This window comes from Acinetobacter sp. YH12070 (assembly GCF_013419625.1).
Taxonomy (GTDB): domain Bacteria; phylum Pseudomonadota; class Gammaproteobacteria; order Pseudomonadales; family Moraxellaceae; genus Acinetobacter; species Acinetobacter amyesii.
On record NZ_VOZT01000057.1, the window covers coordinates 1 to 19,427 of the forward strand.

Here is a 19,427-nt window from a genome sequence, read left to right on the forward strand (position 1 = left end):
GTAAGACAGATCTTGGAATAAGAGAATGGGAGTGCATGAGCTGTGGTACAGCTCATGATCGAGATATAAACTCAGCTCTAAACATTCTTGCGCTTGGGCATAAGCGTCTAGCTGTAGGAATCACCCTCTTTTAAGGGGGGGAGGATGTCAAAAATCATAGCGAGGATTTTTGTTGGCTTTTTTTAAAGTGTAATTCATGTCTTTTTAATTTTAAATCATGTGGTAGGGCGTGGATATGGGCCAATTGACTGAATAACAGCATTTTGTTACCAAGTTCATAAGGTTTATGCAGACTGTGTGCGTAATATAGAGTTACAACTAGTGAAAACGACATTCATCAGGCTCAACCTACGCGATTTTAAGCTCATGTTCAGGTTGGGGCATTATGAATAGATGAAGTCGGCTCAATTGCAGAATTAAAATTGAGTAATGTGAAGTATTACAGGGTAAAGAGGATAACGCGATGATCAAGCGAATTGCATTAAGTACTGTGCTTGCAGGCTTTTTATTGAATGTCGGTGTCCAAGCGTCTTCAGATTATAATATTGCCAAAGGCTTAGCACCTGCTGCCAAAGGCCAGTCGATTTCCACCTTGAAAGAATTTAAAGGTGATTTCCGAATTTTAGGTTCAAAAACCTACCAAACAGATGAACAAGCAAAATTTTCTCCGATCGATTATGCGGTCAGTTGGGGCTTATTTGCAGAGCCAGAAATTGCTCGTACGATTTCAGTCAATCAATATGACCGTTTCTTAAATTGGAAAATGGATCGCGTACCTGTACCGCAAAAGCAAGCCATGATGATGGTGTCGAATATGCACATCATTCCTGCAAACCCGCAAATTGCGAAACAAATTACTCAAGTGAAACGTGGAGATCTTGTGCGTTTAAAAGGGGATTTGGTTGAGGTGAAAGACAAAGATTTGGTTTGGACTTCATCTTTGACCCCAACAGATACGGGTGATGGGGCTTGTGAAGTTTTTCGTGTCAGTTCGATTCAGTGGATTGAAAAAGTCAAAGGCTAAATTTCGATTGCATCGAGATCGTATTTGAAATCGGTGTGCATTAGATTCAAGGTAAAATAATTTGATGATGAAAATGACGATAAAGAAAAAGTTTATTTTGAGTCTAATGATGGCGAGTAGTTTGGCGCTTGGTGGATGTACCAGTATGAGTTCAACTGTAGATGGGAAAACCCATGTATTTACTGAACAGCAAAGTTGTCCGACCTTGCTTGAGATGGATCGTGGACAGACTTTGGAAGTGCTGTTATATGGTCTTTGGCTGAGCAACCGAAACTTTTTAAAGTTGAAGAAGTGTTTCAGTCAGCTCAACAACAAGATGCTGCGGATACGACACCAGTACTAGGCGGAGGCGGTCAAAAAACTTATCGTTTTACCGCAACGACTGCGGGTGAAGAATTACTACATTTGAAGCATGCACGAGCTTGGGAAAAAACCGCGATGGCTGAATGGACTTGCAGAGTTCGAGTGTCCTGATGTGAACAGATGATGAACGATAAAAAAAGCCAGTATTTGTACTGGCTTTTTTATTGCAGACGAACTGATTTAGAACGTCTACCTAGGCATTATTTCGCGCTGAGCGCTTGACCGTCAAATTGAATACCTTCCCAACCATTTTGCATAAATTGGCGAATGTTTTGGTGGTCAGTTGCGTCTGGTGTTGCCAATACAGCAGCATAATGTTCAGCAAAAAGACTTAAGGTTTCAGCTTGGTATAGACCATTCAATTGGGCAAAAGAAAATACTTTGGCACTGCCTTGGTTTTCAGTTGCTGCATTGGCTTGTTTGCCATTGGTAAAAGCGGTTGCTGTGTGGTTATAACGCGCTTCAATAAATGCAATCACATCTGAAAATTTCGCAGTCCCTGCTTGAAGTTGATCTAATAATTCCTGAGCCATAATGTCCTCTTTCAATAAAAAATACCGCAAAGTGTTGCAGACTATAGCAAGCTTTGGCCCAAACATTTAACACTATTTGCGTAAATTAAATGCGTGTATATTGAAGGGCGACCTTAGGCAGTCTGTTGCCTAAATTGTAGATACCAATGATGTTGAAGTAGGACAACTATGAACTGGCTTTTGGTCGCATGTGGCGGCGCAATTGGGGCAACACTTCGCTATGCGGCAGGACTGTTATTGGCTAAGCCAACCGTGCTCTTTCCATGGGCAACATGGTGGGTGAATATTTTAGGTTGCTTTTGTGCAGGTGTGTTTTTTGCATTTAGCCAAAAATATCCCGTTCTACAAAATGAAGCACGCTTATTACTTATGGTCGGGATCTTAGGCGGCTTTACCACCTTTTCGAGTTTCGGCTTAGAAACCTTTCAACTGCTTAGACAAGGGCAAAGTGGGCTGGCATTTAGTTATGCCATTTCCAGTGTGGTGATTGGTGTCATCGTATTGGGGCTGGGATATTACTTATTTCAGTCGATTTTAAAAATAGATGTTTAAAACAACGCTTGAAAACCTCAAAATTTCAGACATAAAAAAAGAAGTTCAGGCTGGAGGAGGGGAACCCTGAACTTCTTCAATGCTTTAATTTTAAAAGCAAAAACTTAATCGAAACTGAACTTATTGTGAGCGTTTGAAACGCGCAAAGCGTTTATTAAAGTTCGCAATACGTCCTTCATTATTCACTTGACGTTGTTCACCTGTATAAAAAGGATGTGATGCACTTGAGATATCGAGCGTCACATATGGATAAGTTTTGCCTTCAAACTCTTTGGTTTGATTGGTGCTTAAGGTACTGCCAATCACAAAAAAGGCATTGGCATTGGTGTCATGAAAGAGCACTTCACGGTATTCGGGATGGATGTTGGCACGCATTCTTCTGTTCCTTAAATTTATTGATTAAAGAAATGTTATAACATAACAATTAAAAATGCAAATATTGCCCGAAATTCATCAGGCAATCAGCGCTTTACGCTCCCTTAAGCGCTAGGTGGGACCAACTCATCAAAAAGATCATTGAGATTGTCATTCACTTTCAAATGAATCAAATTCCAATAATGTCCTGAAACAGTCCGGTTCACCATCAAGGTATCCGGTGACGGTTTAAACACATCCCAGTATTTAAGAGATGGCTTAATTAATTCTACCCCGTCATGGTGCGCTGAATTTTCAGCAAAGTCATATTGTGTGGTCAGCGGACGCATCAGTACTTCCAGCCATTGTTCATACAAGTCCGCAGGGAATTTACCGAGTTCATTGAGGGAATGTAGGGCATCGAGTTGCTGTTCCATCAGTGGAATATCGTGCTTGCGTGCAGCATTAATCAATTGCTTAAAGTGCGACACGATTTCAGGAGACAGGGTTTTCACACCGCCGTAGTCATACACGATGACGGAACCATCTTCACGAAAGGCGAAGTTGCCCGGATGTGGGTCACAGTGGAAACGTTTAAGGAAGAAAATTTCACGGCCAATGGCACGGAATAAGCGTCTTCCCAAGGCATTTCGGGTTTCTTGTGACCACGTACTGGCAGTTTCTATACTGTCGCCAAGCTCTAGACTTAGAGTCAGAATATGACGTGAAGAATAATCTTTATAGACCTGTGGAATGATGATTTTGTCATCCAGCGCACTATGAAACGCACGGGCCACATCTAAGTTTTGTGCTTCAATTTCATAGTTCAGTTCATTGTCTAAACTGTCCTGAATTTCACGAAATAGCTTGTCTTGTAACTTCCGATCAATTTTCAATACGCCCATCAGACGAAGTGCAAGCCGAACTTGTTTTAAGTCACTTTCACAGGCTTCTTCGACACCCGGATATTGCACTTTCACCACAACCTGCTGACCATTAGGTAACACGGCTTTATGCACCTGCCCAATGGATGCAGCGGCAAAAGGTTGTTCTTCAAAACTTTTAAAAATCTGCGCGAGAGGTTTGCCGAGTTCTTGTTCTACTTGAGCCTTAATTTCAGCAAAGTGCATGGCTGGCGCTTGGCGTTGTAATTTACTGATGGCCTTTGCGACTTCAGGTGGAAAAATGTCTTTGTACTGCGAGGCAATTTGTCCGACTTTCATCACCGCACCCTTCATTTCACCCAAAGTGTCTGCAATTTGCAGACCGATGTCCTGAAAAAGTTTACTGCGAGATGCATTTTTCTGTTCTTCATCGGCAGTGATATTGCGGATGGAATTGGAAACGGTTTTAGTAGCAATGCTTGCCGTCATACTGGCAAGTTTCATAAAGCGACGACCCGGTGTGCTAGCCGTTTTTGCCATGTGATGTTCCTCAAGATCATCATTTATTATCTAATACCGATCATAGGCGACAAAACACAAACTGCCTACTTTAAATTGTTAAGAGTTTATTTCCATTGATAAAATGATGGGCAAAAATGTAAATACTGAAAATAATTCAGGCAAATTTAAGCCACGTGCTGAATGGTTTAAAATATTGCGTCGCTAGAAGAGAACTGAACGATGAAAGTGTATCGCTATTTAACCGGTAAAGATGATGTCAATTTCTGTGCCCGTGTGACCAAAGCTTTAAATGAAGGCTATGAATTGTATGGCTCACCAACCATGAGTTTTAATGGGACAGATGTGATCGTCGGGCAAGCGATCGTGAAAGACGTAGAAGACGACAGCCAAGTGCCACAAGGTTTAAAAAATGCCATCGAGACACTTAATTAGTTGGTTTTGCTGCTTCGCTCGATTCAGTTTTTTCCAGTTCTAAATGTGGACCGAGGTATTTACTGCATTGGTTATGGTGTAAATTTTCATTCAAGGTGATGAGGTTTTGCGTCACGATAAAATCCTGATCGTCCGCAGAGGCAAACTTTTGATTGGCCTTGATGAAGTCCTGATAGGTATAAGCCATGCCAGACTGCTGACAACTTAACTTTAAACGTGCGGTATATGAGTCCGCCTGTTGTTCATGATAAAAGCGAAAGGCTGTCCAAAGTGCTTGATTGATGTAATCAAATTCGGGTTGTGATTGGACTTTGATGGGTGCGTGATATAAAGGAAATTCATGTCGGTTGATTGTTTGTTCAGCCTGTAGTGACATGGAAAAGCTCAAGCTCAGACAGAGACTGATCGAGCGAAATACATGGGACATGTTTATTTTCCTCTTCTTCGTGCTTTTTATTTATGGTGTTGCTATGCAGTGAGTTAATTTGCATTAATCTTCTGCATAGCGTAGCCGTATTTTTAAGTAACTTTTTAGATGATATTTTAGGGCTTATCCCGCTTGTGCTAAACGTTTATTCATCATAAATAAACGTGTAAGTAGCAGTATACATGCGACAGTCAGACCCACAATTAGGCCAATCCAAACGCCTGCAGCACCAGTCGTGGTGAAGCGTGCAAGATAGATCCCGACAGGGAAGGCAATGATCCAATACGCGATCATAGTGATCCACATCGGCCCTTTAGTGTCTTGCATACCGCGTAAACACCCTGCGGCACTGACTTGCCATGCGTCCATCAACTGATAGGCAATCGCGAACAAGACCAAATACACGGCAAGCTGAGTTACATCATAGTCATTGGTATAAAGTGACACAATTTCATTACGTAAAAGCCAAAGCAACAGCATGGTAATCAGGGCAAATACCGTCCCTGTCAACATACCGACTTTCTGGACTTTTCGCATAGCTAGCCAGTTCTTTTCCCCATAATAGGTACCGACCCGAATGGTCAGCGCAATCGCTAGTGACATTGGAATCATAAACAATTGCGAGGTAATCGAAATGGCGACTTGATGCGCTGCAATGGTAACTTCGCCTAAGGGACTCAACACAATAGCGGCTGTACTAAAAATACTGACTTCAAAGAAAATAGCTAAGCCAATCGGAAAGCCGAGTTTTAAGATGCGTTTAATCCATTCACTGTTCATTTTTTCAAAAGCAGCGAAAGGTTGGGTTTTTTGATAGGCCGATCCTTTGAAAACGTACATCGCCAAAGCAAAGAACATTAACCATTGCAAAATCGCGGTGGCAAAACCACATCCAGCAGAACCCAATTCAGGGACTGGGCCTAAACCATACATAAAAATAAAGTTCAGTGGAATTAACACCAATAAGGCCAGCAGACTCAGCACCGTAACTGGTCGCGGATGCCCCAAAGCTTCTGAGTAGCCACGTAAAGCTGCGTACATGGTGACAGCAGGCATACCTAAACTAATGGCGTGTAAGAATAAACTGGCCTTCGGCAGCAATGCTTCAGGGACACCCAATAACGGTAGAAGCAGTGGCATGGCTTGTAAGACTAATGCAGCAATGATCCCTAAAAATAATGCGACCCATAACGACTGACGGGCAATGGTAGCAATTTTTTCAGGCGTGCGCGCACCATTGGCCTCGGCTACCAATGGGGTGGTTGCAATCATAATGCCGCTAAAAAGAAGCATGACCGGTATCCATAAACCGACCCCGACCGCAATGGCTGCCAGGTCATTGGCGGACATGTGTCCTGCCATGATGGTATCAATTAGACCAAATCCCGCTTGCGCAAACTGCGTAATCAATATCGGGATCATTAAATGAAACAGTTGTTTTAATTCATACTTGCTGCTTGTTACAGCCGTGACAGTAGACACAGAATGTACTCATTTCTTGTGAGGTGCTTAGGAATGAGGTCTTAGCGTTGGAAAGTGAGAAGCACACCAATAAAAATCACCACGCCACCCAATAAGCGTTGCCAGTTAATCGGGGTTTTTTCAGTGCCGAGCAAGCCAAAATGGTCAAATACCATCGACATTAAGATCTGTCCAAAAATAATCAGACCCGAAAGGGATAAAAAACCCAGTTTCGGCGCGGTATAAATACTGATACTGATGGCATAAACGCCCAAACAACCCCCCAGCCATAAATACCAAGGAATTTGAGCAAAGCTTGAAAAGTCTGGTTTTTCGGCCGATTGAAAAAACACCATAAAGGCGAGGACTATTGTACCAACCAAAAAAGAAAAAAGGGCAGCTTGAAGCGGTGAATATAAATATTCACGCAATTGGCTGTTGATCGCTGTTTGAATGGTCATGGCGATGCCAATACCCATCGCGAGCGGCAGTAAGTACAATAAATGGCTGCTTATTTTCATCTTGTTATCAGCAAATTCTTTTTTAATATGATCAGTCTACTGTATTCGATCAGAGTTTTCATAAGCACTCTGATGCAGTCATGTTAAAATACGCAGCATTCTTCAACGCATTTTGAGCATACTCCTTGGCTGAATTAAATCCTGCACTCGTTCCTTTGTCTTTATACATTCACATGCCGTGGTGTGTGCGTAAATGTCCATACTGTGACTTTAATTCGCATGCGGTGCCGAATGGTGAATTGTCTTTAGACTTAGAACAAGAATATTTACAGGCGTTGGTTGAGGACTTTAAAACACAAGTCGATTTTGTTCAGGGCCGCTTGATTCATAGTGTATTTATTGGCGGCGGTACGCCATCTTTGATTTCTGCCCAAGGCTATCAATGGTTATTTGCGCAGCTCAAAGCGTTGGTGCCGTTTGAAGAGGGCTGTGAAATCACCTTGGAAGCCAATCCGGGCACGGTTGAGCATGACCCTTTTGCCGGTTATTTAGAGACAGGGATCAATCGTTTATCCATCGGTGTGCAGAGTTTTAATACCGAGCAACTGAAAAAACTGGGTCGGATTCACTCGAATGACGATGCCATTACTGCCATTCAGCATGCACGGGAAGCAGGTTTTGAACGGGTGAATGTCGATTTGATGCATGGCCTGCCTGAACAAACCATTGAGCAAGCGCTTTTGGATTTGAAATTGGCTGTGGAAAATGGCGCAACGCATGTGTCGTGGTATCAGTTGACGATTGAGCCGAATACGGTCTTTTTCCGCACCCAGCCGATTCTGCCTGTCGATGATGTGCTTGAAGAGATTCAAGCACAGGGCGAAGCCTATTTAACAGCACAAGGCTTTATCAATTATGAAGTGTCGGCATGGCGTAAAGAAAAGCCGTCTGCACATAATTTAAATTACTGGCAGTTTGGCGATTATTTGGCGATTGGTGCAGGCGCACATGGCAAAGTGACCCAGCCTGATGGGGTGTATCGTTTCCAAAAAACCCGCCTGCCAAAAGACTATTTAGCCAAAGTCCCAGCGGAGAATCTTCAGTTTAAACGCATTGAGTCAGAAGATATGCCTTTTGAATTTATGATGAATGCTTTACGGCTAAATCATGGTGTAGATGCAAGTTTGTATACGCAGAGAACGGGTGAGAGTTTAGCGCCAATCTCTGAATTATTGGCTTCATTACGTCAGCGTCAATTGATGGTGAATGATCCTGCGCGTTTGTCTTGTACTGAACAGGGGCATATCTTTTTAAACTCAGTGTTGGAAGAGTTTTTGTAATGAATGCTATTGAAAAATTGTTTTTTTAATTTAAAAAGCACGTAAATTTTTATATTTCTAATGTAGTTTGCGTCCAATTTGTAAAATTAGACCTGTAATAATCCAATACATATTACAAGAAGGACTATCCTAAAAATGAAATATATTTTAAGTGCTGCAGTATTCAGTTTAGCTTTGATTGGTTGTGCAGATAAAAAGGCTACAGTAGAAAACACGGTATCAACTGAACCAGCGTCAGCAACTACTCCGTCGAATGACATTGCTATTGCTCAGGACGAGCAAGTTATTCATTTTACTGGGCCGCAAGATCTGACGATTGAGCTAAAAACCAAAGATAATTTTGAAACCGCACAATTGACTGATAATTCTGATCGGGTTTATGAGTTGAAACGAGCGGTTTCAGGAAGTGGTGTACGACTTGCCAACGACCAAGGTGTTTCAATTCACTTTAAGAACTTTAATGGTGTGAATGAAGGCACTGTTGAGTTGGTAAAAGATAAACCCATAGAGATTAAAGAATTTATTGCTGATAAAGCAAAGTAAATTAGGACTTACGCATTGACGGATTCAAAAAAGTATTAAAATACTTTATAAAGTATCTGTGATCAGACGAATTAAACATGCTTCTACAGCAACTTGTACTCTACCCATTTATATGGGCTTTCTCATGACAGAACCGAACTCTATTAGCTGCACACAACTTGCCGAGACTTATAACATCTCGCATGATAGTGTAAATCGCTTTCTAGAGCGTGAAGACTACACACCTCACGACCTATATCAAGAAGCAATTCAACATATTGATAATAATAAACTTATAGTCAGTATTGATGATACTGTTTTAGATAAACCGTATAGTCAGCATATGGACTTAGTTAGCTATTTTTGGTCAGGCAAACACCACCGTTCCGTCAAGGGTATTAATCTCATTACCTTGTATGCGACAGATCAAAATGGTCAAAATATTCCAATTAATTTCCGAATTTATGACAAATCTGAAAGTAAAACCAAGAATGATTACTTTATGGATATGTTAAGTGAAGTACTCAGTTGGGGTGCAAAGATTCAATTTATTACAGGTGATAGTTGGTATTCATCGACTGGAAATCTAAAAACCATAAGAAAATATGGTATTCGATTTATGTTTGGTATCGACTGTAACCGTAAGGTTTCCCCAGAAAAAGGACAATGGTTTCAACTGCGTTTATTGCCAGATTTCCATCAGGGTCAAGTGGTTTGGCTCAAAGATTTTGGCTTTGTACAATTATTTAAGACTCAGTTAAAAGAACAGCAGAGGTTTTATATTGTGCATCAAGATGAAGATGATTTATTGTCCTTTGAGGGTTTTCATGAATTACATTCAAGTCATTGGAAAATAGAGTAATATCACCGGGTGATTAAACAAGTTTGTCATATTGAAAAGTTTCAAGTGAGACGATCTAAACTGATTTTGAATCATATTTTTTCAGCCTTAATGGCCTACGTCGAGATACAAAAGAACCAGTTTGAGCGGATCTTTGAAAATGTATATCGTTGGCAGAAGAAATTATTTAGACCAATCATCAAAGACTTCATTGATGACTTTATTCTCGATAAAAATCATCTGCTACCACAGAGAATCTATAAATAATACTGCGTAAGTCCTATAAATATTAAAAAAGACCGCATGAGCGGTCTTTTTTTAATTTAGCTTAACGATGTTTCGGTGGCATTGGCGGTAATTTATGCTGCGAAACAGGTTTGTGTTGATTGCCTTTAAAAGCTACTGCCTTATGATTTTGTTTGGCAAATTTTGCATGAGCTTGTTGATGCTCTTTTTTCACCATTTGCGGCCCAGCAGGTTTGTGATGTGTTGCTTTAGGCGGTACAGGTTTTTTATCGAAGTGTGCAGCAGGTAGCGGATTTTTATGATCGAATGCAGGCGCTGCCATTGCAGACATTGTCGCAGTTGTTGCAATCAGACCAATCATCAATGAAGACATCAATTTTTTCATGGTTACGCTCTCTATGAATCAATGAAGTCATCATAGGGGGAGGCTATGGAGAAGATATGAAGTTGTATGAGATACAAATGTAAAGCTAAAATTATGGAGTAAAATTTATTTTAAGTATTTAATATTTATTAAATAAAATTATATTTTGGCGATAAAGTATTCTATTTTGGTTGAAAAATACAACAATATTTCTCCATATAAAGTCCATCGTTATACATTGTTGTTACCTCATGAAGAAATTAAGAATGCTATTCGTTATCCCGATGGATCAAACTTAAAAGAGTAGATATAAAAAAAGACCACCGAAGCGGTCTTTTTATCTTTCAGCGATTGAAAAACTTAGTAATCGAAACTGAAATGTTCAGGAGCCAAAGAAGTCATGGTCTTCGATGGGTTAACCATTGCTTCAGCGTGACCTTGTGAGCGTGGTAATAGACGTTCAAAGTAGAAGTCAGCCACTTTGATTTTTGCTTTATAGAACTCAGGAACTTCTGCACCATTGCCTTCTGCTAATTTTTCAGAAGCTACGGCAGCTTGTTTTGCCCAGAAATAAGCCATCATCACGTAGCCAGAGAACATTAAGAAATCGACAGAAGCAGAAGATACGATGTCACGGTCTTTACGTGCTGCAAGCATGATACGAACCGTTAATGCATTCCACTGTGCGCAAAGCTTCGTTAAGTCCCACGCAAAACGACGCATGTATTTGTTACGTGCATGTTGACCACAGAACTTCAAGATTTCAGCTGTGTAGTCACGAATCACTTTACCTTTAGAGGTCAACAGAACTTTACGACCAATCAAGTCTAGTGCTTGAACGCCTGTTGTGCCTTCGTAGAGAGTAGAGATACGTGAGTCACGAACAATTTGTTCCATGCCCCATTCTTTAATATAACCATGACCGCCGTATACTTGCATACCATGGTTTGCAGCTTCATAACCCATTTCGGTTAGGAAACCTTTGAGAATCGGTGTGTAGAAGCCTAAGTGGTCATCATGTGCTTCAAACGCTGCTGTATCACCGCGGGTTAAAGCATCAGTCATTTTGTCCGCAATTTGAGCTGCATAGTAAATCATTGAACGGCCGCCTTCAGCGATCGCTTTTTGAGTTAAAAGCATACGACGTACGTCTGCATGGTGAATAATCGCATCGGCTACCTTTTCAGGATCTTTTTTACCTGAAAGTGCGCGCATAGACATACGTTCTTTGGCATATGGAAGAGCGCCTTGGAATGCCAATTCAGCATGTGCAATGCCTTGGATCGCTGTACCAATACGTGCAGTGTTCATAAAGGTGAACATTGCGTGTAGGCCTTTGTGTTTTTCACCGATTAAGTAACCAATCGCATTGTCAAAGTTCAACACAGCTGTTGCTGAAGCGCGGATCCCCATTTTGTGTTCAATTGAACCACAAGTTACAGGGTTACGTTCACCCACTGAACCGTCTGCATTAACAAGGAATTTTGGAACGATGAACAATGAAATGCCTTTGGTGCCGGCAGGTGCATCTGGAAGACGAGCAAGTACGATATGTACGATGTTGTCGGTTAAATCATGCTCACCCGCAGAGATGAAGATTTTTGTACCAGAAATCGCATAGCTGCCGTCAGCTTGAGGTTCTGCTTTTGATTTTACCTGACCTAAGTCGGTACCACATTGTGGTTCAGTTAAGCACATGGTGCCTGACCAAGTTCCTGCAACGAGGTTCGGTAAATATTGGTTTTTCTGCTCTTCTGAACCAAATTGAAGAATAGTGTTGATACAGCCCACGCTGAGGCCTGGATACATTTGGAATGACCAGTTCGCTGTACCCATCATTTCAGATTTGATGAGATTCAACGACTGTGGTAAGTTTTGACCGCCAAATTCTTCAGGGAAAGACAGACCTTGCCAGCCACCTTGTACAAATTGGTCATAGGCTTCTTTAAAGCCTTTTGGTGTTTTCACATCGCCATTTTCAAAATGACAGCCTTCTTCATCACCCGTTTGGTTCAAAGGCGAAAGGATGTTTTCACAAAAATCCGCTGCACCTTCTAAAATCATGTCGACAGTGTCTGCATCAGCAGCTTCACCATTAGACAAAGTTTTGTAATGTGCTGGGTAATCGAGCACTTCATTCATTAAGAAACGAATATCGTGTAAAGGCGCTTTATATGCAGGCATAGTCTTAATCCTAATATCTAAATTTTTTTGGATTATCTGTATTGATGATTTGATTATTCATAATTTCATCTAAAAAACATTGATGAATACGCCCTTAAAAAATGTCAGAAAGGCGAATTGTAATATTTAACCAACATGTGAAAAATAAACTTCTGATAGACTTGATGTTGATCTTTTGATCATTTTTTTCTTTTAATAAATCATAAAGAACTTAGGTCTTTCGTACAATTATGCGATTAAAATATATAACACTTTGTTTACTGGGTTTGAGTATTACTGGGTGTGCTCAACATGTCATAAAAACCAATTCAACGGATCAGTCTCTCGGGCAACAAGCCACTCAAGGCTTAAACGCAATGTTTGAAAATGCCAGTTATGACATGAAAGGGCAATTTTCAATTCAGACAGATCTTCAGTTCGATGAAAAAAAGCCTGAAACCAAGTCAAAGCCTGCGATAAGCACACAGCCAGAGCTGGATCCTAAACTTAAAAAACAACTGGATCAGTTGATTAAAACCCAAAATATTCCGTTTAGCCAAAAAGAAAAGAAACAGCTCTATCAAGCCATTGCCAATGAATCGATCCCACCATCAGCGCGCTATAGCGATGAAGAGGATGGCGTTTCTTCGCAATCTAAAATTGCTCAATCACTGCTGAATGTATTGAATGATTTACAGTTTAGCTATAGCGGTTCAGTACATTTTAGAGAAAAACTTGCTGCCTTAACCTTGCAATTGAGTTATCAAAAACCGACCTTGCAGGTGAATGCACAGTTGCCGATGATCATTGATTTTAATCAACATAAATTTTATACCAACTACTTTGCGTTCATGCCGTTTATGGTGAATCGCGAAAGCCAAAGCAGCTTGGCTTATGTGGATTTTTCAAAACATAAAGAGACGATTGCTCAGTACGATTTGAAAAAATTTGCTGACTATTTAAAACAGATGAATGCTTTGCCCTATGTCTTGGCAGAGCCGAATCAAGTGCAAAATATTGCTTTAACACGTGATGAAAAAAATGCAGGGCTGACTAAAAAAATCCGCTATGTGGGTGATCTCGATGCGCTTTACACCCAGCTTGAACTTTTTGATTTTGTGAACGCCAACTATTACACCACGCAAATCAAAGGTCAGCGTAATAGTGACGTCGAGCAAGATGAATCTGTGGACGCTGCTGTGCATCACAGTGCTTCCGAAGAGGCGATGGCTGCGGCTGAAGCGGCGGGAGGGACTGCAGTAGCGGCAGCAGCTGAGGATGAAGACTATGATGCGGCTTATGCATCTGTTGAACGTGTGAATGAGCTGCTCAATGCGAAAATGCATGGCCTGATGTATCACCAACACGAAACTGAAGAAGAACAAACGTCTTCTGCAGCTGAATCTGCTGAATACGCGATCGATACTGCAAGTGCATATGCGGAGGCGACCGCGGCTGATGACGAAGAAACCTATAGTTCGGATACTGAAGTAACCGAAGCTTATGCGGTTTCCGAAGAAGATGATGAAACAGCGAATTTATCTGAAGAAGTCTGTCAGGCCTTGATGAACACCAAACAGGTGCCGATTGGTAAAGTCACACTGTGTCAGGATTATCAAGATGTTCGGGTGATACCGCTGCAAACAGATTCTGTACCATCGGCTTCTGCTGCGGACGCATCCAATACAGATTCAGAGATTTCGGATGCTGTTGAGCAGTTAAAACCAGTATTCCAGCAATATCAAAGTGAACAACTTATCGATGTAAAACAATTTCAGCAATTATGGCAAAAGCATCAAGCTGAAATTGCGAAGGTGCTAAATGTACAGGATAAATCATCTTCGAATGTCGTGATGGATGTAGGCTTAGATCACAAAGGTCGTGTCCAAGTAATGGACTATCAATTGGCCTTTAATGAGCCACGTTTAGGTCAATTAAAGCTGAAAAGTAGCAACCAAATCTTGAATTATGGCAATGCGACTAAAATTGATCGTCAAGCCATGAAACAGGCAAAATCCATTGAGGAAGTCAGTAAAGATTCACTCTTTGAAAATATGTTGAAAGGCCTGCTTGCGCCAATCACGGGAAATGATCCTCTGCTTGCTGAAGCAGAAACTGCATCGGTCGATGATGTCCGTGCTGCAAATGAAGAAATCGAACTTCCTGAATATCTCAGTACTGTGGCTTTGCAAAGTTATAAGCGCCATCAATCTGAAGTGAAAGCCTATCAAGCGGCATTTGTCGTGGCATTTGCTAACTATCGTGCTCAGTATGTGCGTTATTACTCAGCCAATGATTTGAATGAAATTGCGGAAGTCTATGCGTATCGATTTGTTGATGGCTTAAAAGAACCAACAGGCAATGCGCTGAAACGTTTAAATCAATTACGTGATAAGCATGCTTTACATCGCTATCAAGACTTTGATGACTTAGGTTCTTCGGTCAATCATTATGTACAGTCGGGGATTGGTGAGTACAAAGCTCAGGTTGAGTGGAAACAATTGCAAAAAACCTATAAGACTGATCAGGCGATTTTTGCACATTTATATCAACAAAACTTTTTAGCCAGCTATGAACTGGAAGGAACTGAAAAAGCGCATTTGGTGAAAGCATCAAAAATCTATGCGCAAGCCTTTGCTGATGATATCAAAGGAAAATTATCAGAAGCGTCATTGCAAGGCCTAGCAGCAGAACACGAAGAGTTGTTCAGCCAATCGGCTTATTATGAGACCTATAAGGCGATACAAAAACACAAGAACTAAGTTGGATCAAAAAAAGAACCTCAATTGAGGTTCTTTTTTTAGGTGTTTCGACTGCTCAGAAAGTGAATTGAGCAAATCATTTTGAATTATAGAAAGTCTTTTAGATCAGGTTTGACGCCATTCCAAATGGAAAAAGATTCAATCGCTTGACCAACCAACATGCCAAAACCTTCTGAGGTTGGAACATGGCGTGCTTTGGCTTGATCCAAAAATGTCGACGGTTTGCCATAGGCCATTTCATAAGCATGTGTAAATTGTAAAGCTTCAGGCAAAATCAGTGCATCACCCGTTAAACTGGCCGATGTTGCGTTAATCACCAGATCAAATTGACCTGCTAAGTCGGCGAGGGCAATGGCTGCAAGTTCAGCATTGGGTACAGCAGTTTTTAAGTCAGCGACCAATTGTTCAGCACGCGCTAAAGTACGGTTGGCAATCACGATTTTTTTGGCCCCAGCTTGTACCAGTGGGTAAATCACGCCACGTGTCGCACCGCCTGCACCAATGATCAATATATCGCTCTGTTCTAGATTCCAATCTAAGGCACGGATGGCATCGACTAGGCCTTGTCCATCGGTATTATCGCCATGGAGTACGCCATCTTGCATCCAAAGTGTATTGACCGCACCTGCAATTTTGGCACGTTCAGTAAGCACGGTACATTGTGCATACGCTTGTTCTTTAAACGGAACAGTGACATTCATACCGATACCACCTTCGGCAAAGAAGGATTCGACACTGTGCTGAAAACCATCGAGTGGCGCAAGTCGTTTGCTGTACTGAATGTCGAGGCCTGTTTTTTCAGCGAAGGCATGATGAAGTTCAGGTGAGCGTGATTGTTCAATCGGGTTGCCAATCACGGCAAATTGTTTGCTCATTGCACAGCGTCCATGTAGATGTGAAAGAGCAGACAATATACGCCAAAACCGAAGATGGCTAAAGTTCGGGCAGTCTTAAAATCGTGAAATAAAGGCGGAAAATTAAGGATTACAAATATCTAAGACGCTTTGAATCAAGATGCTCGCAGCACTGATGACTAGACCAATGAGGGCAACGACCATGAAGCCAATGGCCAAATTATCATTCAAAGACGTTTCGGAAAAAATATTAGTACTGATAGCGCTGATCAGCACAACAGCAAAGCTCCAAAACACCAAGGCAGTAAGACTGACTGCTTTTTTATTGAGTGTTTGATGTGTCATGTGCGTTGTACTCCGTACAAGAAAGTTACAGCCATGAGTTTATTGACACATTGTGCAATGACATAGCGTAAAGCTGTTTAAAAGATGTGTCATTGTTGAGCAATATGATTACAAAGTAAATGCTTAAAAAATTTATTTATGCATCAAGATATTACCTAGAAATACAAATACTTTAATTAAAAGGCAATGAAAAGCCCCTGATGGACAGAGGCAAATACACGTTTATCCGTTTTATTTCAGCGTATTCAGCCAATCTTGCGGTTTTAAATAAAAGTCGGTGAGCTTTTTCTCTGGAGAATTTTCTTCCCATTCAGGACGATATGACCAGCCCGCCAAAGGTGGCATACTTACTAAAATGGATTCAATACGCCCACCAGTTTGTAAACCAAATAAGGTGCCACGGTCATACACTAGGTTATATTCAACGTAACGACCACGACGGTAAAGTTGGAAGTCTCGTTGTGCTTCGGTATAGGCTTTGTCTTGGTTTCTTTGGAAGATCGGTAAAATTGCCTCTAAATAACCATTACCGACGGCCTGCATATATTTGAAACAGGTTTCAAAGTCCCATTGGTTGAGATCATCAAAGAATAAACCACCCACACCACGTTGTTCATCACGGTGTTTGAGATAGAAATAGTCATCACACCATTTCTTATGTTCATCATAGAGCGTATCGCTAAATGGGGCACAAAGATCATGGGCAGTTTGATGCCAAGACAAGACATCTTCATCATTTGGATAAAATGGAGTGAGGTCAAAACCACCGCCAAACCACCAAATCGGATCTTGTCCTTCTTTTTCCGCGACAAATAAACGCACATTGGCATGTGAGGTTGGGACGTTGGGGTTTTTCGGGTGAATTACCAATGACACGCCCATGGCTTGCGCTTTTGCACCTGCAATAGCGGGATGGCGTTCAGTCGCTGAGGCAGGTAATTTTGAAATGTTGATGTGCGAGAACATCACACCACCTTTTTCAATCACCGTCCCATTTTGTAGAACACGTGAGCGACCACCACCACCTTCAGGGCGCTCCCAGTCATCGATCGCAAATTCGGCACTTCCGCCACCAGCACGTTCTTGCTGTTCCAATGCGGCACAAATCCGTGCCTGTAAATCGCGAAGGAATTCATCTACACGTTGAATATCGGCTGAAGTTGGATTCTGCATGGTGACCTTTATTAAAATAATTTAAAGATAAGTGTCATCAAAGCATAAATTACGTGAAAACTTAAGGCATTTTTCCCGATACTCAGCATCGGATCTTTGCTTTAAATCTAGATATCTAGTGATTAAACCAAAAGATCATGCAAAGATAGCAGCAATTGCTCCGGCTGAAATTGAGCCTATTCCGACAAATTTGCTAGGTTGAATTCACATCTGAAGCTCAGCACAATAATCATAAGGTAAATTTAAATTGAATCTCATTGATTGAAATGGTGCATCGATGTCTCAGCAGGCGAGTTCTTTAATTCAAAAATACAATGTACCAGGTCCACGCTATACCAGTTATCCAACCGTGCCGTATTGGGAGGAAGCTGAATTTTCATTGCAACAGTGGAAACAGGGATTGAAGCGTTCATTTGATGAGACTAATCACAGCGAAGGCATCAGTCTGTACATCCATCTACCCTTTTGTGAAAGCTTATGTACGTTTTGTGGCTGCCATAAAAAAGTCACGAAAAAACATGAGATGGAGCTGCCTTATATTCAGGCGGTGCTGAAAGAATGGGACTTATATTGTCAGCTCTTGGTCGATCGACCGATGATTAAAGAAATTCATTTGGGAGGGGGGACGCCTACCTTCTTTTCTCCTGAGCATCTCACCCAGTTGATTCAAGGCATTCTAGCGCAGGCAGATATTGCCGATGTACATGAATTTAGCTTTGAAGGGCATCCGAACAATACCACACGTGAGCATTTACAAGCCTTGTACGATGTGGGGTTTCGACGCGTGAGTTATGGGGTGCAGGATTATAATGAAAAGGTGCAAAAAGCCATCCACCGTATTCAGCCCTTTGCACATGTTGAGCAGGTGACACAGTGGGCACGTGATATTGGCTATACCTCTATTTCACATGACTTGGTTTTTGGTCTGCCATTTCAGGATTTAAACGATGTGTTGCATACCATTGAACAGACCAATCGTTTGATGCCTGATCGTCTAGCCTTTTATAGCTATGCACATGTGCCGTGGATTAAAGGCAATGGTCAGCGTGGTTTTAAAGATGCTGATGTCCCGAAAGATGATTTAAAGCGTCAATGCTATGAAGAAGGCAAAAAACAGCTACTGGCGCAGGGTTATCATGAAATTGGAATGGATCATTTTGCATTAACCCAAGATCCAATGTATCAAGCTTTTCAGCAGGGCAGTTTGCACCGTAATTTTATGGGCTATACCGCATCGAAAACCCAACTGATGATTGGTCTAGGCTTATCTTCGATCAGTGACAGTTGGTATAGCTTTGCACAAAATGAAAAGAAAATTGAAGACTATTATGCACATTTAGAAGCAAATGAAATTCCAGTCTATCGGGGGCATGTGCTGACAGCAGAAGACTTAATCATCCGAAAGCATATTCTTAATTTGATGTGTAGTTTCCAAACTTCATGGGCACGTCCAGAAATGCAATTTCCTGAGCTTGATGAAGTATTAGCGCAATTGGCTGAAATGCAAGAAGATGGCTTGCTAGAGATTTTTGATCAGCACATTCAGGTGCGTGACGCAGGCAAGCCTTTTGTCCGCAATATTTGCATGGCGTTTGATTTACGATTAAAACGTCGTGTTCCTGAAAATCGTATTTTTTCGATGACGATTTGAATCTCCCCTAACCCCTCTTTAATAAAGCATAGGTATCTACACATTTTTTATAAATTGAATGCGATCTGAGCAATCGCATTCAGCTCATCAGACGAATACTCTGACAACAACTGAAGAGTGTTCAATAGTATTGAAAGCCCTGCCAGTATGGCA

Annotated in this window: 20 protein-coding genes and 1 pseudogene; 10 read left to right on the forward strand and 11 right to left on the reverse strand. The window is 41.4% G+C overall.

The features are described 5' to 3' along the window. The 3 genes from FTU17_RS14130 to FTU17_RS17580 form a co-directional block, all read left to right on the forward strand. Positions 1 to 134: zinc ribbon domain-containing protein (locus tag FTU17_RS14130; protein ID WP_180059625.1), on the forward strand; the 134-nt coding region annotated here is incomplete at its 5' end. 329 nt (positions 135 to 463) lie between these two features. Further along, positions 464 to 1,024, forward strand: a complete 561-nt coding sequence (locus FTU17_RS14135) for a hypothetical protein (protein ID WP_078189325.1) — start codon at positions 464 to 466, stop codon at positions 1,022 to 1,024. Between the two features lie 255 nt (positions 1,025 to 1,279). Then, positions 1,280 to 1,498, forward strand: a complete 219-nt coding sequence (locus tag FTU17_RS17580; protein WP_257227403.1) for a protease inhibitor I42 family protein — start codon at positions 1,280 to 1,282, stop codon at positions 1,496 to 1,498. Positions 1,499 to 1,587: 89 nt separating this feature from the next. On the opposite strand, the gene FTU17_RS14145 is transcribed toward FTU17_RS17580, so the two are convergent. Further along, positions 1,588 to 1,920, reverse strand: coding sequence for a HopJ type III effector protein (locus FTU17_RS14145; RefSeq protein WP_180135777.1), 333 nt, complete (start codon positions 1,918 to 1,920; stop codon positions 1,588 to 1,590). Between the two features lie 168 nt (positions 1,921 to 2,088). Here FTU17_RS14145 and crcB point away from each other — a divergent pair, with 168 nt between their 5' ends. Next, the gene (crcB, locus tag FTU17_RS14150; RefSeq protein ID WP_078189322.1) at positions 2,089 to 2,472 is read left to right on the forward strand and encodes a fluoride efflux transporter CrcB; all 384 of its coding nucleotides are present in this window, start codon (positions 2,089 to 2,091) and stop codon (positions 2,470 to 2,472) included. Between the two features lie 120 nt (positions 2,473 to 2,592). Here crcB and FTU17_RS14155 read toward each other — a convergent pair whose 3' ends face one another. Together FTU17_RS14155 and FTU17_RS14160 are read right to left on the reverse strand one after the other, a co-directional pair. Further along, positions 2,593 to 2,847: a type B 50S ribosomal protein L31 gene (locus tag FTU17_RS14155; RefSeq protein ID WP_078189321.1), complete on the reverse strand. Its 255-nt coding sequence runs from the start codon at positions 2,845 to 2,847 to the stop codon at positions 2,593 to 2,595. Between the two features lie 104 nt (positions 2,848 to 2,951). Next, complete coding sequence (locus tag FTU17_RS14160; protein ID WP_180135779.1) at positions 2,952 to 4,250, reverse strand: AarF/ABC1/UbiB kinase family protein; 1,299 nt, start codon at positions 4,248 to 4,250, stop codon at positions 2,952 to 2,954. 201 nt (positions 4,251 to 4,451) lie between these two features. Between FTU17_RS14160 and FTU17_RS14165 the strand changes: the two genes are divergently transcribed. Then, positions 4,452 to 4,664 (forward strand): DUF1737 domain-containing protein, encoded by a 213-nt coding sequence (locus tag FTU17_RS14165; RefSeq protein ID WP_180135781.1) that lies wholly within the window; start codon positions 4,452 to 4,454, stop codon positions 4,662 to 4,664. On the opposite strand, the gene FTU17_RS14170 is transcribed toward FTU17_RS14165, so the two are convergent. From FTU17_RS14170 to FTU17_RS14180, 3 genes are all read right to left on the reverse strand, one after another. Beyond that, positions 4,657 to 5,091: a hypothetical protein gene (locus FTU17_RS14170; protein ID WP_180135783.1), complete on the reverse strand. Its 435-nt coding sequence runs from the start codon at positions 5,089 to 5,091 to the stop codon at positions 4,657 to 4,659. The two genes, FTU17_RS14165 and FTU17_RS14170, sit on opposite strands and share 8 nt — an antisense overlap. A gap of 123 nt (positions 5,092 to 5,214) precedes the next feature. After that, on the reverse strand, positions 5,215 to 6,573 hold the full coding sequence (locus FTU17_RS14175) for an MATE family efflux transporter (RefSeq protein WP_326489498.1): 1,359 nt from the start codon (positions 6,571 to 6,573) through the stop codon (positions 5,215 to 5,217). Between the two features lie 41 nt (positions 6,574 to 6,614). Next, complete coding sequence (locus FTU17_RS14180) at positions 6,615 to 7,073, reverse strand: DMT family transporter (protein ID WP_078189316.1); 459 nt, start codon at positions 7,071 to 7,073, stop codon at positions 6,615 to 6,617. 125 nt (positions 7,074 to 7,198) lie between these two features. Between FTU17_RS14180 and hemW the strand changes: the two genes are divergently transcribed. From hemW to FTU17_RS14195, 3 genes and pseudogenes are all read left to right on the forward strand, one after another. After that, entirely contained in the window at positions 7,199 to 8,353 is a 1,155-nt protein-coding gene (gene hemW / locus FTU17_RS14185; protein ID WP_180135785.1) for a radical SAM family heme chaperone HemW, read from the forward strand. A gap of 135 nt (positions 8,354 to 8,488) precedes the next feature. Then, positions 8,489 to 8,896 carry a hypothetical protein gene (locus FTU17_RS14190; protein ID WP_180039447.1) on the forward strand — a complete coding sequence of 136 codons (408 nt, stop codon included), beginning with the start codon at positions 8,489 to 8,491 and terminating at the stop codon, positions 8,894 to 8,896. Between the two features lie 58 nt (positions 8,897 to 8,954). Next, positions 8,955 to 9,983 (forward strand): annotated as a pseudogene (locus FTU17_RS14195) (IS701-like element ISAba11 family transposase). A gap of 61 nt (positions 9,984 to 10,044) precedes the next feature. Here the strand turns inward: FTU17_RS14195 and FTU17_RS14200 are convergent. Together FTU17_RS14200 and FTU17_RS14205 are read right to left on the reverse strand one after the other, a co-directional pair. Then, positions 10,045 to 10,347: a hypothetical protein gene (locus tag FTU17_RS14200; RefSeq protein ID WP_180105610.1), complete on the reverse strand. Its 303-nt coding sequence runs from the start codon at positions 10,345 to 10,347 to the stop codon at positions 10,045 to 10,047. Between the two features lie 339 nt (positions 10,348 to 10,686). Continuing rightward, the gene (locus FTU17_RS14205) at positions 10,687 to 12,510 is read right to left on the reverse strand and encodes an acyl-CoA dehydrogenase C-terminal domain-containing protein (RefSeq protein WP_180135787.1); all 1,824 of its coding nucleotides are present in this window, start codon (positions 12,508 to 12,510) and stop codon (positions 10,687 to 10,689) included. A gap of 230 nt (positions 12,511 to 12,740) precedes the next feature. Here FTU17_RS14205 and FTU17_RS14210 point away from each other — a divergent pair, with 230 nt between their 5' ends. Next, positions 12,741 to 15,251 (forward strand): hypothetical protein, encoded by a 2,511-nt coding sequence (locus FTU17_RS14210; RefSeq protein ID WP_180135789.1) that lies wholly within the window; start codon positions 12,741 to 12,743, stop codon positions 15,249 to 15,251. Between the two features lie 86 nt (positions 15,252 to 15,337). Here FTU17_RS14210 and aroE read toward each other — a convergent pair whose 3' ends face one another. The 3 genes from aroE to hemF all read right to left on the reverse strand — a co-directional run bounded on the left by aroE (position 15,338) and on the right by hemF (position 17,623). Continuing rightward, entirely contained in the window at positions 15,338 to 16,126 is a 789-nt protein-coding gene (aroE, locus tag FTU17_RS14215; protein ID WP_180105608.1) for a shikimate dehydrogenase, read from the reverse strand. A 102-nt stretch (positions 16,127 to 16,228) separates the two neighbouring features. Further along, positions 16,229 to 16,450: a hypothetical protein gene (locus tag FTU17_RS14220; protein ID WP_078189308.1), complete on the reverse strand. Its 222-nt coding sequence runs from the start codon at positions 16,448 to 16,450 to the stop codon at positions 16,229 to 16,231. Between the two features lie 231 nt (positions 16,451 to 16,681). Beyond that, positions 16,682 to 17,623, reverse strand: coding sequence for an oxygen-dependent coproporphyrinogen oxidase (hemF, locus tag FTU17_RS14225; RefSeq protein ID WP_180021580.1), 942 nt, complete (start codon positions 17,621 to 17,623; stop codon positions 16,682 to 16,684). A 277-nt stretch (positions 17,624 to 17,900) separates the two neighbouring features. On the opposite strand from hemF, the gene hemN reads away from it, so the two are divergent. Continuing rightward, on the forward strand, positions 17,901 to 19,274 hold the full coding sequence (gene hemN / locus FTU17_RS14230) for an oxygen-independent coproporphyrinogen III oxidase (RefSeq protein ID WP_180135791.1): 1,374 nt from the start codon (positions 17,901 to 17,903) through the stop codon (positions 19,272 to 19,274). The last annotated feature ends 153 nt before the right edge of the window (positions 19,275 to 19,427 follow it).

Excerpts from the sequence above, each read along its gene's own strand:
- FTU17_RS14135 (WP_078189325.1), top strand. The coding sequence starts at position 464 with ATGATCAAGCGAATTGCATTAAGTACTGTGCTTGCAGGCTTTTTATTG.
- FTU17_RS14145 (WP_180135777.1), bottom strand. The coding sequence starts at position 1,920 with ATGGCTCAGGAATTATTAGATCAACTTCAAGCAGGGACTGCGAAATTT.
- crcB (WP_078189322.1), top strand. The coding sequence starts at position 2,089 with ATGAACTGGCTTTTGGTCGCATGTGGCGGCGCAATTGGGGCAACACTT.
- FTU17_RS14155 (WP_078189321.1), bottom strand. The coding sequence starts at position 2,847 with ATGCGTGCCAACATCCATCCCGAATACCGTGAAGTGCTCTTTCATGAC.
- FTU17_RS14160 (WP_180135779.1), bottom strand. The coding sequence starts at position 4,250 with ATGGCAAAAACGGCTAGCACACCGGGTCGTCGCTTTATGAAACTTGCC.
- FTU17_RS14165 (WP_180135781.1), top strand. The coding sequence starts at position 4,452 with ATGAAAGTGTATCGCTATTTAACCGGTAAAGATGATGTCAATTTCTGT.
- FTU17_RS14170 (WP_180135783.1), bottom strand. The coding sequence starts at position 5,091 with ATGTCCCATGTATTTCGCTCGATCAGTCTCTGTCTGAGCTTGAGCTTT.
- FTU17_RS14180 (WP_078189316.1), bottom strand. The coding sequence starts at position 7,073 with ATGAAAATAAGCAGCCATTTATTGTACTTACTGCCGCTCGCGATGGGT.
- FTU17_RS14190 (WP_180039447.1), top strand. The coding sequence starts at position 8,489 with ATGAAATATATTTTAAGTGCTGCAGTATTCAGTTTAGCTTTGATTGGT.
- FTU17_RS14200 (WP_180105610.1), bottom strand. The coding sequence starts at position 10,347 with ATGAAAAAATTGATGTCTTCATTGATGATTGGTCTGATTGCAACAACT.
- FTU17_RS14205 (WP_180135787.1), bottom strand. The coding sequence starts at position 12,510 with ATGCCTGCATATAAAGCGCCTTTACACGATATTCGTTTCTTAATGAAT.
- FTU17_RS14210 (WP_180135789.1), top strand. The coding sequence starts at position 12,741 with ATGCGATTAAAATATATAACACTTTGTTTACTGGGTTTGAGTATTACT.
- aroE (WP_180105608.1), bottom strand. The coding sequence starts at position 16,126 with ATGAGCAAACAATTTGCCGTGATTGGCAACCCGATTGAACAATCACGC.
- FTU17_RS14220 (WP_078189308.1), bottom strand. The coding sequence starts at position 16,450 with ATGACACATCAAACACTCAATAAAAAAGCAGTCAGTCTTACTGCCTTG.
- hemF (WP_180021580.1), bottom strand. The coding sequence starts at position 17,623 with ATGCAGAATCCAACTTCAGCCGATATTCAACGTGTAGATGAATTCCTT.
- hemN (WP_180135791.1), top strand. The coding sequence starts at position 17,901 with ATGTCTCAGCAGGCGAGTTCTTTAATTCAAAAATACAATGTACCAGGT.